This is a genomic window from Streptomyces sp. NPDC048352, assembly GCF_040651895.1.
In the GTDB taxonomy this organism is placed as follows: Bacteria; Actinomycetota; Actinomycetes; order Streptomycetales; family Streptomycetaceae; genus Streptomyces.
The window spans coordinates 1-13667 of the sequence record NZ_JBEZKZ010000038.1; the positions used below are offsets into that span (position 1 = coordinate 1).

13 protein-coding genes are annotated in these 13667 nt (G+C 72.9%); 11 read left to right on the plus strand and 2 right to left on the minus strand.

The annotated features are described in order from the left end of the window. The 5 genes from AB0D45_RS20270 to AB0D45_RS20290 form a co-directional block, all read left to right on the plus strand. The coding region (locus AB0D45_RS20270) for a helix-turn-helix domain-containing protein (RefSeq protein ID WP_362460872.1) at positions 1-341 on the plus strand (341 nt) is incomplete at its 5' end. 128 nt (positions 342-469) lie between these two features. Continuing rightward, positions 470-1627 carry an acyl-CoA dehydrogenase family protein gene (locus tag AB0D45_RS20275; protein WP_361599661.1) on the plus strand — a complete coding sequence of 386 codons (1158 nt, stop codon included), beginning with the start codon at positions 470-472 and terminating at the stop codon, positions 1625-1627. Between the two features lie 5 nt (positions 1628-1632). Next, entirely contained in the window at positions 1633-2508 is an 876-nt protein-coding gene (tesB, locus tag AB0D45_RS20280; protein WP_361599664.1) for an acyl-CoA thioesterase II, read from the plus strand. 19 nt (positions 2509-2527) lie between these two features. Continuing rightward, positions 2528-3502, plus strand: a complete 975-nt coding sequence (locus AB0D45_RS20285; RefSeq protein ID WP_362460875.1) for a cation diffusion facilitator family transporter — start codon at positions 2528-2530, stop codon at positions 3500-3502. A gap of 4 nt (positions 3503-3506) precedes the next feature. Continuing rightward, complete coding sequence (locus tag AB0D45_RS20290; RefSeq protein WP_361599670.1) at positions 3507-3932, plus strand: helix-turn-helix transcriptional regulator; 426 nt, start codon at positions 3507-3509, stop codon at positions 3930-3932. Between the two features lie 23 nt (positions 3933-3955). Here the strand turns inward: AB0D45_RS20290 and AB0D45_RS20295 are convergent, their stop codons facing one another. Then, positions 3956-4753: a phosphatase gene (locus AB0D45_RS20295; protein ID WP_362460878.1), complete on the minus strand. Its 798-nt coding sequence runs from the start codon at positions 4751-4753 to the stop codon at positions 3956-3958. Positions 4754-4817: 64 nt separating this feature from the next. Then, on the minus strand, positions 4818-5396 hold the full coding sequence (locus tag AB0D45_RS20300) for a TetR/AcrR family transcriptional regulator (protein ID WP_361599676.1): 579 nt from the start codon (positions 5394-5396) through the stop codon (positions 4818-4820). Between the two features lie 100 nt (positions 5397-5496). On the opposite strand from AB0D45_RS20300, the gene AB0D45_RS20305 reads away from it, so the two are divergent. The 6 genes from AB0D45_RS20305 to AB0D45_RS20330 all read left to right on the plus strand — a co-directional run bounded on the left by AB0D45_RS20305 (position 5497) and on the right by AB0D45_RS20330 (position 13574). Further along, positions 5497-7113 (plus strand): carboxyl transferase domain-containing protein, encoded by a 1617-nt coding sequence (locus AB0D45_RS20305; protein WP_361599679.1) that lies wholly within the window; start codon positions 5497-5499, stop codon positions 7111-7113. Positions 7114-7136: 23 nt separating this feature from the next. Beyond that, positions 7137-9251, plus strand: a complete 2115-nt coding sequence (locus AB0D45_RS20310; protein WP_362460882.1) for an acetyl-CoA carboxylase biotin carboxylase subunit — start codon at positions 7137-7139, stop codon at positions 9249-9251. Between the two features lie 11 nt (positions 9252-9262). Further along, complete coding sequence (locus AB0D45_RS20315; protein ID WP_362460993.1) at positions 9263-10183, plus strand: hydroxymethylglutaryl-CoA lyase; 921 nt, start codon at positions 9263-9265, stop codon at positions 10181-10183. A 7-nt stretch (positions 10184-10190) separates the two neighbouring features. Further along, positions 10191-11351, plus strand: coding sequence for an acyl-CoA dehydrogenase family protein (locus tag AB0D45_RS20320; RefSeq protein WP_362460885.1), 1161 nt, complete (start codon positions 10191-10193; stop codon positions 11349-11351). A 149-nt stretch (positions 11352-11500) separates the two neighbouring features. After that, positions 11501-12544 carry an ABC transporter substrate-binding protein gene (locus tag AB0D45_RS20325; protein WP_362460888.1) on the plus strand — a complete coding sequence of 348 codons (1044 nt, stop codon included), beginning with the start codon at positions 11501-11503 and terminating at the stop codon, positions 12542-12544. 121 nt (positions 12545-12665) lie between these two features. Next, positions 12666-13574, plus strand: a complete 909-nt coding sequence (locus AB0D45_RS20330; RefSeq protein WP_362460891.1) for a siderophore-interacting protein — start codon at positions 12666-12668, stop codon at positions 13572-13574. Positions 13575-13667: the final 93 nt, after the last annotated feature.

Sequence of the window (13667 nt, forward strand, 5' to 3'; positions counted from 1 at the left end):
CGGCCGCCGACGCCCAGGCCGGCCGGGCGCTGGAGCGCGCCGAGGCGGCCCGCACCCCGCTGGCCCGGCACACGGACCCCGGTTTCGCGGGCCTGTTCGGGGAGGCGGAGGCGCGGGCCCACGCCGAGGCGCTGCTGGCGCCCCTGGCGCCCGCGCTGCGGGACACCCTGCGCGGCTGGCTGGCCCACCACGGCAGCTGGGACCGCAGCGCGGCCGCGCTCGGCGTCCACCGCAACACGGTCCGCCAGCGCGTCGCCCGCTGCGCGTCGCTCCTGGACCGGGACCTCGACGACCCGGACACCCGGATGGAGCTGTGGTTCGCCCTGCGCCTGCCGTCGTGAGCCCGGGCGGCAGAAAGGTTTCCGACCGGGTCACACTCCCTGGACAGCCGGAGTGACTGCCGGGTAACTTAAGTATGAGCAAGCGCTTAGACACAGTCTGGCCGAACTAGGGATCGAGGAGGCGGCTCGTGCGCCGTACCGTATTCAACGAGGACCACGAGGCGTTCCGCGAGACCCTCCGCGCCTTCATCGAGGCCGAGGTCGTCCCCGTCTACGACGAGTGGTTCCAGGCCGGCCAGGCGCCGCGCGACTTCTACTACAAGCTCGGTGAGCTGGGCGTCTTCGGCATCAACGTGCCCGAGGAGTTCGGCGGCGCCGGCCTCGACACCCACAAGTTCGAGGCCGTCCTCTACGAGGAGACCTCCCGCGCGGGCGTCAACTTCGGCGGCTCCGGCGTGCACGTGCTGCTCGCCCTGCCCTACATCAAGATGCTCGCCACCGACGAGCAGAAGAAGCGCTTCCTGCCGAAGTTCGTCTCCGGCGAGGAGATGTGGGCGCTGGCGATGACCGAGCCGGGCACCGGCTCCGACGTCGCGGGCATGAAGACCACCGCCAAGCTCTCCGAGGACGGCACGCACTACGTCCTCAACGGCTCCAAGACCTTCATCACCGGCGGCGTCCACGCCGACCGCGTGATCGTCTGCGCCCGCACCTCCGCCCCCAGCGAGCAGGACCGCCGCTTCGGCATCTCCCTCTTCGCCGTGGACACCAAGTCCGAGGGCTACTCGATCGGCCGCAAGCTCGACAAGCTGGGCCTGAAGACGTCCGACACCGCCGAGCTGGCGTTCGTCGACGTCAAGGTCCCGGTCGAGGACCTGCTCGGCGAGGAGGGCAAGGGCTTCTACTACCTCGGCCACAACCTGGCGTCCGAGCGCTGGGGCATCGCCTTCGGCGCGTACGCCCAGGCCGCCGCCGCCGTCCGGTTCGCCCAGCAGTACGTCACGGACCGCACCGTCTTCGGCAAGCCGGTCGCGCACTTCCAGAACACCAAGTTCGAGCTGGCCGCCTGCCAGGCCGAGGTGGACGCCGCCCAGGCCGTCGCCGACCGCGCCCTGGAGGCCCTGGACGAGGGCGAGCTGACCCCGGCCGAGGCCGCCTCCGCGAAGCTGTTCTGCACCGAGGTCGCACACCGCGTCATCGACCGCTGCCTCCAGCTGCACGGCGGCTACGGCTACATGAACGAGTACCCGATCGCCCGCCTGTACGCCGACAACCGCGTCAACCGCATCTACGGCGGCACCAGCGAGATCATGAAGTCGATCATCGCCAAGTCGATGGGCCTGTAACCCACTTGAACGACGCACTGGCGGACCTCCTCGATCTGCTCGACCTGGAGCAGATCGAGGAGGACATCTTCCGCGGCACGAGCCGCACCTCCCTGGTGCCGCGCGTGTTCGGCGGCCAGGTCGCGGCCCAGGCCCTGGTCGCGGCCGGCCGCACGGTGCCCGCGGACCGGCTGCCGCACTCGCTCCACTCGTACTTCCTGCGGACCGGTGACTCCGGCGCGCCGATCGTCTACTCCGTGGACCGGATCCGCGACGGGCGGTCCTTCACCACCCGGCGCGTGGTCGCCGTCCAGCACGGACAGCCGATCTTCCACCTCTCCGCGTCCTTCCAGACGTACGAGGACGGCCTGGAGCACCAGGCCCCGATGCCGGCCGCGCCGGACCCCGCGACCCTGCCGACCGCCGCCGAGGCGCTGCCCGCGTACCGGGAGATCTTCCGCGACCCGGGCACGGTGGAGCGGCTGCTGGAGGCGCGCGGCGCGGTGGACCTGCGGTACGCGACCACCCCGCCGTGGGGCACGGTCGGCGAGCCGCTGGAGCCGCGCTCCCAGGTCTGGTTCCGGACCCAGGGCAAGCTCGCGGACGACCCGCTGCTCCACATCTGCCTGGCCACCTACGTGTCCGACATGACCCTGCTGGACTCGGTGCTGCTCGCCCACGGCCGCGGCGGCTGGGCGGTCGGCGACGTGGTCGGCGCCTCCCTGGACCACGCCATGTGGTTCCACCGGCCCTTCCGCGCCGACGAATGGCTCCTGTACGACCAGGAGTCCCCCTCCGCGTCCGCCGGCCGGGGGCTGGGACAGGCCCGCATCTGGACCCAGGACGGCCGCCTGGCGGTCACCGTCATCCAGGAGGGTGTCGTACGCGTTCCGCGCGGCTGAGCGGACATACCGTCGCCCCATGCCGCTCGAAGCCGAAGGCGCGGAATCCGAAAGCCTCGCCACGGTGGTCGTCGCCGTGGCCACCAACCTGGTCCTCGCCGCCGCGAAGGCCGTCGGCGGGATCGTCAGCGGGTCGAGCGCGATGCTGTCCGAGGCCGCGCACTCGGTGGCCGACACCGTGACCGAGGTGCTGCTGCTGGCCTCCCTGAAGCGCAGCGCCCGGCCCGCCGACGAGGCGCATCCGCTGGGGTACGGGCCCGAGCGCTACATCTGGGCGCTGCTCGCCTCGATCGCCACGTTCGCGGGCGGCGCGGTCTTCGCCGTCTACGACGGGATCCACACCCTGGTCCACGGCGAGGAACCGGGCGATCCGGCGCTGTCGTACGTCGTCCTCGCGGTCGCCTTCCTGCTGGAGGGGTACTCGCTGCTGGTGGCCTGGCGGCAGGTGACGGGCGAGGCGGCGCGCCTGCGGGCGCCGCTGGGGCTGTACGTCAAGCACACGCCGGACACGGCCGTGAAGGCGGTGCTCCTGGAGAACGCCGCCTCGCTGGTCGGCCTCGTGCTGGCGGCGGGCGGTCTGCTGGGGGCGCAGCTGACGGGCTCGGCCGTCTGCGACGGGGTGGCGTCGCTGCTGATCGGGCTGCTGCTGGTGGCGGTGGCCTGGGAACTCGGGCGTTCCAACGCGCAGTACCTGATCGGGCGGCCGCTGCCCGCGCCCCTGCGGGCGGAGGTCCGCGAGGAGCTGCTGTCGGTGCCGCACATCGAGGGGGTGCTGGAGCTGACCACCCTCGTTCAGGGGCCGGACGAGGTGCTGATCGCGGCGAAGGTCGACTTCCACGACCTGGCGTCGGCCCGGCAGGTGGAGGCGGCCTGCGAGGACGCGGAGGACCAGCTGCGGCAGCGGTGGCCCGCGGTCCGCCGCGTCTACCTGGACCCCACGCCCTCCCCGCCGCCCGCGGAAGCTTCGGTACCGCCCGGGGCTGTGCAAGGCTGAACGGGTGAACCTGGAGGACCTCGCCCGGCTGCGCCGGGCCCGCGACCTGATGGACCGCGCGTACGCGGAGCCGCTCGACGTCGCCGCGCTGGCGCGGGTCGCGCTCATGTCGGAGGGGCACTTCTCGCGCAGCTTCCGCGCCGCCTACGGCGAGACCCCGTACGGCTACCTGATGACGCGCCGGATCGAGCGGGCCAAGGCGCTGCTGCGGCGGGGCGACCAGTCGGTGACGGAGGTCTGCTTCGCTGTCGGCTGTACCTCGCTGGGGTCGTTCAGCTCGCGGTTCACCGAGCTGGTGGGCGAGACCCCGAGCGCGTACCGGGCCCGCGCCCACGAGGAGGACGCGGCCCTGCCCGCCTGCGTCGCGAAGATCCACTCCCGGCCGGTCAGGAACGCGGGGGCCGGCCCGGGCCCGCGCCCGGCCCTCTAGGGGGTGTCCGGCAGCAGGGCCGCCTAGAGCAGGCCCGCCGCCGAGAGCAGGTACGCCACCAGCGGGTCGTAGAAGCGCGGGTCGCGGACGTGGTCGTCCAGGGGGACCGCCACCTGGAGGGTGCCCTCCGCCTCGCCGAGGAACAGCGCCGGGTCGTTGCAGTCCGCGTACCCCACGGCGTCCAGCCCGCGCTGGGCCGCGCAGCCCGCCCAGCCGTGGTCGGCGACGACCAGGTCCGGCTGCGGGCGGCCCTCCGCCGCGAGGCCGTCCAGGATCGCCGCCATCGGCGCCGGGGAGTGGGTGTGCCACAGGGTCGCGCCCCGCTCCAGTACGGCCACGTCGGCGAACTGCCACACCGAGCCCTCGTCGGCGATCAGGCCGGCCGGGATCCGGACGATCTCGCAGCCCGCCGCGCGCAGCGCGTCGGCGGTGGCGCGGTGGACGTCCAGCAGGCCGCCCGGGTGGCCGGTGGCCAGCAGCACGCTCTGCCGGTCCAGGGCGGCCTTGTGGAGGCGGGCCGCCATCCGGTCGAGGCCGGCGACGGTCAGCTCCGGGTCGATGGTGTCCTGGCCGGCCCGGTGCGCCGGGTCGTCGATGACGCCCGCCCGCTCGGCCATCACGGCCAGTACGTCCTGCTCGTCGGCCCAGCGGTCGCCGAGTTCGAGGCCGAGCCAGTAGTGCCGGTCGCCGTTGGCGAGCTTGCGGTAGTGGGAGAGGTTGTTCTCGCGCGGGGTGGCCACCTGCCCCGCGATGCGCGTGCGCACCAGGTGGTCGACGAGCTCGGCGCGGCTGGGTACGGGCGTCTCTATCGGCTTCGGCATACGGTCATTCTGCCGCCGCCCGCGCGGAGGTGTCCGTTCCGCCGAGTGCGGCTCGAGCCGGCCCTCACCCCGACAGCGAGCCGAAGGCCCCGTTCGCCAGCCTGCGCAGCAGCGACTCGGTCGCCTCGCGGCCCGGCGCGCCCAGGTGCGGGGTGGAGTTCAGCAGCCCGAAGACGGCGTGCACGGCCACCCGTACCTCCGCCTCCCCCACCTCGGGGTGCAGCTCCCGTACGACCTCCACCCACAGCTCCACGTACTGCCGCTGGAGCTGGCGCACCAGCTTGCGGTCGGCCTCCCGCAGCCGGTCCAGCTCCCGGTCGTGCAGGGTGATCAGCGCCCGGTCGTCCAGGGCGAAGTCGATGTGCCCCTCGACGAGGGAGGCGAGGATCGCCTCCGGGTCCCCGGCCGCCTCCTCCACACGCCGCCGGCCGCCCGTCAGCAGCCGCTCGCTGATGCCGACCAGCAGCTCGGCGAGCATGGCGTCCTTGCCCGCGAAGTGCCGGTACAGGCCGGGGCCGCTGATGCCGACCGCCGCCCCTATCTCGTCCACGCCGACGCCGTGGAAGCCGCGCTCCGCGAAAAGACGAGCGGCCTCACTGAGGATCTGCTCGCGACGGGTCGGGGTGGCCGCTCTGGTGCTCATGGAAATCCATTCTAGACAGGGCGGTTAGCGGTCGTTAACCTGAGACCCGAACGCGTTAACGGTCATTAACAAAGCGTGCACGAGCAAGGGAGCTCGACCGATGCAGCAGGCACCAGTGCTGACGAGCGCCGCGGACCCGGCGTCCGAGGCCTGGCGGACCAATGAGGCCGCCCACCGCGAACTCGCCGAAGGCCTGCGCGCCCGGCTGGAAGCGGCCCGCCTCGGAGGCGGCGAGAAGGCCCGCGCCCGCCACACCGCCCGCGGGAAGCTGCTCCCCCGCGACCGCGTGGACGCCCTCCTCGACCCCGGCTCGCCCTTCCTGGAGCTGGCCCCGCTGGCCGCCGAGGGGATGTACGGGGGCGCCGCCCCCGCCGCCGGGGTGATCGCGGGCATCGGCCGGGTCAGCGGCCGCGAGTGCGTGATCGTCGCGAACGACGCCACCGTCAAGGGCGGCACGTACTACCCGATGACCGTCAAGAAGCACCTCCGCGCCCAGGAAGTGGCCCTGGAGAACCGTCTCCCCTGCCTCTACCTGGTGGACTCCGGCGGCGCCTTCCTGCCCATGCAGGACGAGGTCTTCCCCGACCGGGAGCACTTCGGCCGGATCTTCTACAACCAGGCCCGCATGTCGGGGGCCGGCATCCCGCAGATCGCCGCCGTCCTCGGCTCCTGCACGGCGGGCGGCGCGTACGTGCCGGCGATGAGCGACGAGGCCGTCATCGTGCGCGGCCAGGGCACGATCTTCCTCGGCGGTCCGCCGCTGGTGAAGGCCGCCACCGGCGAGGTGGTCACGGCCGAGGAGCTGGGCGGCGGCGAGGTCCACTCCCGCACCTCCGGGGTCACCGACCACCTCGCGGAGGACGACGCGCACGCGCTGCGGATCGTACGGAACATCGTGGCGACCCTGCCCGGGCGCGGGGCCCTGCCGTGGTCGGTCGAGGCTCCCGAGGAGCCCAAGGTGGACCCGTACGGCCTGTACGGCGCGGTCCCCGTCGACTCGCGCACCCCCTACGACGCCCGCGAGATCATCGCCCGGGTCGTGGACGGGTCCCGCTTCCAGGAGTTCAAGGCGGAGTTCGGGCAGACCCTGGTCACCGGCTTCGCCCGGATCCACGGCCACCCGGTCGGGATCATCGCGAACAACGGCATCCTCTTCTCCGAGTCCGCGCAGAAGGGCGCCCACTTCATCGAGCTGTGCGACCAGCGCGGCATCCCGCTGCTCTTCCTCCAGAACATCTCCGGCTTCATGGTGGGGCGCGACTACGAGGCGGGCGGCATCGCCAAGCACGGCGCGAAGATGGTCACGGCCGTGGCCTGCGCCCGCGTCCCGAAGCTGACGGTCGTCGTCGGCGGCTCGTACGGCGCGGGCAACTACTCGATGTGCGGGCGGGCCTACTCGCCGCGCTTCCTGTGGATGTGGCCCAACGCCAAGATCTCGGTGATGGGCGGCGAGCAGGCCGCCTCCGTGCTGGCGACCGTCAAGCGGGACCAGATCGAGGGCGCGGGCCAGGAGTGGCCGGCCGAGGACGAGGAGGCCTTCAAGGCCCCGGTCCGCGCGCAGTACGAGGAGCAGGGCAACGCCTACTACGCCACCGCGCGGCTGTGGGACGACGGGGTCATCGACCCGATGGAGACCCGGCAGGTGCTGGGACTGGCCCTGACCGCGTGCGCGAACGCCCCCCTGGGCGACTCCGCTTTCGGCATCTTCCGTATGTGACGTGTGACGTGAGGACCTCTTCGATGTTCAGCACTGTTCTGGTCGCCAACCGGGGCGAGATCGCGGTCCGGGTCATCCGTACGCTGCGGGAGCTCGGGATCCGGTCCGTGGCCGTCTTCAGCGACGCCGACGCCGACGCGCGTCACGTGCGGGAGGCCGACACGGCCGTCCGGATCGGCCCGGCGGCCGCCGCCGAGAGCTACCTGTCGGTGGACCGGCTCCTGGACGCCGCGAAGCGCACGGGCGCCGAGGCCGTCCACCCGGGCTACGGCTTCCTCGCCGAGAACGCGGCCTTCGCCCAGGCCTGCGCGGACGCCGGACTGGCCTTCATCGGGCCGCCCGCCTCCGCCATCTCCCTGATGGGCGACAAGATCACGGCCAAGGAGACGGTCCGGGCGGCCGGCGTGCCGGTGGTCCCGGGCTCCTCCGGCAGCGGCCTGACCGACGCCGAACTGGCCGCGGCCGCCTCCGAGATCGGCATGCCGGTGCTGCTCAAGCCCTCGGCGGGCGGCGGCGGCAAGGGCATGCGGCTGGTGCGGGACGCGGCCGTGCTGGGCGAGGAGATCGCGGCGGCGCGCCGCGAGGCGAAGTCCTCGTTCGGTGACGACACCCTGCTCGTGGAGCGGTGGATCGACCGGCCCCGGCACATCGAGATCCAGGTGCTGGCGGACGCCCACGGCAACGTGGTGCACCTGGGCGAGCGCGAGTGCTCCCTCCAGCGCCGCCACCAGAAGGTGATCGAGGAGGCCCCCTCGGTCCTGCTGGACGAGAAGACCCGCGCCGCGATGGGCGCGGCGGCCGTGGAGGCGGCCCGCTCCTGCGGGTACGTCGGCGCGGGCACGGTGGAGTTCATCGTCCCGGGCGGGGACCCGTCCTCGTACTACTTCATGGAGATGAACACCCGGCTCCAGGTCGAGCACCCCGTCACCGAGCTGATCACCGGGCTGGACCTGGTAGAGCAGCAACTGCGGGTCGCCTCCGGCGAGGCCCTGCCCTTCACCCAGGACGACGTCCGGCTGACCGGCCACGCGATCGAGGCCCGCGTCTGCGCGGAGGACCCGGCACGCGGGTTCCTGCCGTCCGGCGGTACGGTCCTGGCGCTCTCGGAGCCGGAGGGCGGGCCGGTGCGCACCGACTCCGGCCTGACGGCGGGCGTGCCCGTCGGCTCCACGTACGACCCGATGCTGTCGAAGGTCATCGCGTACGGGCCCGACCGGGCGACCGCCCTGCGGGTACTGCGCGGGGCCCTCGCGGACACGGTGATCCTGGGCGTCCAGACGAACGCGGGCTTCCTGCGGCGCCTGCTCGCGCACCCCGACGTCGTCTCCGGCGAGATGGACACGGGCCTGGTGGAGCGGGACCTGCCGTCCCTCCTCCCGGAGGGCGTCCCGGCCGAGGTGTACGCGGCGGCGGCGCTGCTGTCCCTGCCCGGGGACGCGGCGGGCAGCGCCTCCGGCGCGTGGGTCGACCCCTTCGGGGTGCCCAGCGGCTGGCGCCTGGGCGGCACCCCCGCCTGGACCGTCCACCACTTCCGCCTGCCCGGCCAGGACCCGGTCGAGGTCCGCACCCGCCCGGCTCCGGGCCCCGCAGGAGCCGGCTCCGCCACGGAGATCCTGCTGGACGCGGAGTCCGGCACCCGGCTCGCGGCCGAAGACGGCGCGACAGCACATCCCGCCCCGCCGGCGTCCGGGGTGCGGGATCTGGGGCGGAGCCCCGGCGCGACGGCGCGGGCCCGCATCGTGACCCGCACCCCCGACACCGTCACCGTCGAGCTCGACGGCGTCACCCACCGCTTCGGCCACGCCGCCTCCCCGGAGGGGACCTGGCTCGGCCGCGACGGCGACTCCTGGCACGTCCAGCACCACGACCCCGTCACCGCCAAGGGCGCGGCCGGGGGCGGTGCGGACACCCTCGCCGCCCCCATGCCCGGCACCGTCACCGTCGTCAAGGTGGCCGTCGGCGACACGGTGGCGGCCGGCCAGAGCCTGCTGGTGGTCGAGGCGATGAAGATGGAACACGTCATCTCCGCCCCGCACGCCGGCACCGTCACCGAACTCGACGTCACCCCGGGCACCACCGTGGCCATGGACCAGGTCTTGGCCGTGGTGACCCCCGACGAGGAGGAGGTGGCCGCGTGAACGGGCTGCCCATGACCGTCCCGGCCGCCGCCGGGCTCCCGGCGCGCGTGCGCATCCACGAGGTCGGCGCGCGCGACGGGCTGCAGAACGAGAAGTCGGCCGTCTCCACGGAGGTCAAGGCCGAGTTCATCCACCGGCTCGCCGCCGCCGGCCTCACCACCATCGAGGCCACCAGCTTCGTCCACCCCAAGTGGGTTCCCCAACTGGCGGACGCCGAGCAGCTGTTCCCCCTGCTCGCGGACGTCGGGGCGCAGCTCCCGGTCCTGGTCCCCAATGAGCGCGGCCTGGACCGCGCCCTCGCCCTGGGGGCCACCCGCATCGCGGTGTTCGGCTCGGCCACCGAGACCTTCGCCGCCCGCAACCTGAACCGCACCGTCGCCGAGTCCCTCGCCATGTTCGAGCCCGTCGTGGCCCGCGCGAAGGCGGGCGGGGCGCACGTGCGCGGGTACCTGTCGATGTGCTTCGGGGATCCGTGGGAGGGGCCGGTCCCGGTCCACCAGGTGGTCCGCGTCGCGAAGGCCCTGCTGGACCTGGGCTGTGACGAGCTGAGCCTGGGCGACACCATCGGCGTCGCCACGCCCGGCCACGTCCAGGCCCTGCTCGCGGAGCTGAACGGGGCGGGTGTGGGGACGGACCGGATCGGCGTGCACTTCCACGACACCTACGGCCAGGCCCTCGCCAACACCCTCGCCGCGCTCCAGCACGGCGTCACCACCGTCGACTCCTCCGCCGGCGGCCTCGGCGGCTGTCCGTACGCGAAGAGCGCCACCGGCAACCTGGCCACCGAGGACCTGGTGTGGATGCTCGACGGCCTCGGCATCGAAACCGGGGTCGACCTGGCCGCCCTCACCGCCACGAGCGTGTGGATGGCCGAACGGCTGGGCCGTCCCAGCCCCTCCCGTACCGTCCGCGCCCTCTCCCACAAGGAGTAGTCACACCATGTCCCTCGACCACCGGCTCACCCCCGAGCACGAGGAACTCCGCCGCACCGTCGAGGCGTTCGCGCACGACGTGGTCGCGCCGAAGATCGGCGACCTGTACGAGCGCCACGAGTTCCCGTACGAGATCGTCCGCGAGATGGGCCGCATGGGCCTGTTCGGCCTGCCCTTCCCGGAGGAGTACGGCGGCATGGGCGGCGACTACCTCGCGCTCGGCATCGCCCTGGAGGAGCTGGCCCGTGTCGACTCCTCGGTCGCGATCACCCTGGAGGCGGGCGTCTCCCTGGGCGCCATGCCCCTGTACCTGTTCGGCTCGGAGGAGCAGAAGCGGGAGTGGCTGCCGAAGCTGTGCTCGGGCGAGGTGCTCGGCGCCTTCGGCCTGACCGAGCCCGGCGCGGGCAGCGACGCGGGCGGCACCCGCACCACCGCCGTGCGCGAGGGCGACGAGTGGGTGATCAACGGCTCCAAGTGCTTCATCACCAACTCCGGTACGGACATCACCGGTCTGGTCACCGTCACCGCCGTCACCGGCCGCAAGGCGGACGGCCGTCCGGAGATCTCCTCGATCATCGTCCCGTCCGGCACCCCCGGCTTCACGGTGGCCGCGCCGTACTCCAAGGTCGGCTGGAACTCCTCGGACACCCGCGAGCTGTCCTTCGACGGCGTCCGGGTGCCGCTCGCCAACCTGGTGGGCGAGGAGGGCCGCGGCTACGCCCAGTTCCTGCGGATCCTCGACGAGGGCCGCATCGCCATCGCGGCCCTGGCGACGGGCCTCGCGCAGGGCTGCGTGGACGAGTCGGTGAAGTACGCCAAGGAGCGGCAGGCCTTCGGCAAGCCGATCGGCGACAACCAGGCCATCCAGTTCAAGCTGGCCGACATGGAGACGCGCGCCCACATGGCCCGCATCGGCTGGCGTGACGCGGCCTCCCGGCTGGTGCACGGGGAGCCGTTCAAGAAGGAGGCGGCGATCGCGAAGCTGTACTCCTCGACGGTCGCGGTCGACAACGCCCGGGACGCGACGCAGATCCACGGCGGCTACGGGTTCATGAACGAGTACCCCGTGGCCCGCATGTGGCGGGACTCCAAGATCCTGGAGATCGGCGAGGGCACGAGCGAGGTGCAGCGCATGCTGATCGCCCGTGAGCTGGGCTTCACCGGCTGACGAACGCCCGCGCGGCGCGCGGGAAGCGACGAGGGGACCCTGGAATTAGGGTCCCCTTACCGTTTTCAGCCAAGGTTAGGCTAACCTTCCCTGCGAACGGCTCCGGGTTCCCCGGCCGCCTCCCTGCACGCACGAAAGCGGACTTCGCCATGCCCCAGCCCCGTACGACCTTCCTCTCCCGCCGCGGTCTCGTCGCGGCCGGCGGCGCCCTCGGCCTCGTCGCGGCACTCACCGCGTGCGGCGGCACCGACGGGTCGAAGGACGCGGGGGGCGAGAAGGGCGGCGCGGCGGCCGCGGGCGCCTGGAGCTTCCAGGACGACCTCGGCAAGAAGGCCACCGCCCCGTCCACTCCGAAGAACATCGTCGCCTACACGGGCACCGCGGCCGCCCTGTACGACTACGGCGTGCAGGTCAAGGGCGTGTTCGGCCCGACCAGGCTGGCGGACGGCAAGCCCGACCCGATGGCCGGCTCGATGGACATCTCCAAGGTCGAGGTCCTCGGCAACGTCTACGACGAGTTCAACGTCGAGAAGTACGCCGCCCTGAAGCCGGAGCTCCTCGCCACCAACACCTGGGACGGCACGTACTGGTACGTCCCGGAGACCTCCAAGGACAAGATCCTGAAGCTGGCCCCGGCCGCCGCGATCGGCGTGGGCGACAAGGCCTCCATGGACAAGGCGCTGGAGCGGACGGCGGACCTCGCCAAGTCCCTCGGCGCCGACCTCGGCTCCAAGAAGGCCGCCGACGCCAAGGCCCGCTTCGACGCCGCCTCCGCCAAGGTCCGCGAGGCCGTCAAGGCCAACCCGGGCATCAAGGTGCTCGTCGCCTCCGGCGCGGACCAGCTCTTCTACGTCTCCACCCCGAAGACCTCGGCCGACCTGAAGTACTTCGAGTCCCTCGGGGTCGAGTTCGTCGCCCCGGAGCAGGACAAGCTGGACCCGCAGGGCTTCTACGAGAGCCTCAGCTGGGAGAACGCCGGCAAGTACAAGGCCGACGTCGTCCTCCTCGACAACCGCACGCAGGCCCTCCAGGCCGAGGCGCTGAAGACCAAGCCGACCTGGAACGAGCTGCCCGCCGTCAAGGCCGGCCAGGTCGCCCCGCGCGTGACCGAGCCGATCTACTCGTACGAGAAGTGCGCCCAGATCCTCGAGGACCTCGCCAAGACCATCCAGAACGCCAAGAAGGTCTCCTGACCCTCGCCCGCCGGGCCTGACCGCCGGGCCCCCGGCCACCGCCGGGGGCCCGGCTTCCGGCACTGCCCGTCCGGTACCGCACCCGCCGGTGCCGCCCGTCTTCTCCCTGGGGGACTCGCGTATGACCGCCACCGATTCCGGGGCCGAACAGGCCGCGGCGCACTTCCGCTTCTTCACGATGGAGGTCCTGCGCACGCGCCGCCTCGGCCGCTCCTTCCTGCGCGTCACCTTCGGCGGGGAGTCCCTCGCGGAGTTCCGCTCCGGGGGCCGCGACCAGAGCCTCTCGCTCTTCCTGCCGCCGGCGCACGCCGAGCACACCGAACTCCCCTCCACCGACGAGGACACCTGGTTCGGGGCGTGGCGCGCGATGCCGGACGAGGACCGCCCGGTGATGCGCTCCTACACGGTGCGCGAGCAGCGGCGTACGGACGGGGGCGTGGACGAGGTCGACATCGACTTCGTCCTGCACGGGGACACCTCCCCGGCGTCGCGCTGGGCGGGCAAGGCCGTCACCGGCCGGCGGATCATGGCGATCGGGCCGGCCGTCGCGCAGAACAAGTCCGTCCGCTTCCAGCCCCCGGCCGCCACCGACGCCGTCCTGATGTACGCGGACGAGACGGCCCTGCCCGCCGCGGCCGCCATCCTCGAAGGGCTCCCGCCCGGGACCAGGGTGAAGGCCTGGTTCGAGGTCCCGCACGCAGACGACCGGCTCGCCCTGCACACCCCCGCCGACGCGGACGTCACCTGGATCGTGCGCGAGAAGGGCGCGGCCCGCCCCGAGCGCACCGGCCGCGTGGTGGAGGCGGTGCGGGCGGCGGAACTGCCCGCCGCGCAGGCCCCGTACGCCTGGCTCGCGGGCGAGGCCGGCACGGTCCGCGCCGTACGCCGCCACCTGGTGGGGGAACGTTCCCTCGACCGCCGCGCGGTGCGTTTCACGGGCTACTGGCGGCTCGGCGCGAGCGAGGAGCAGCTGCTCGCCGAGGCGTACGCGGGGCGGGCCCCGAGCGAGGACCCCGCGTCCGAGCTGTAGCAACCCCTGCGCCAGGCAGGGAAGTTCACGAGGAGGGGCCCCGCCGCTGGCGGGGGCCGCCACTGTTTTTTTTGGAAATTATGTTTTGCTAAA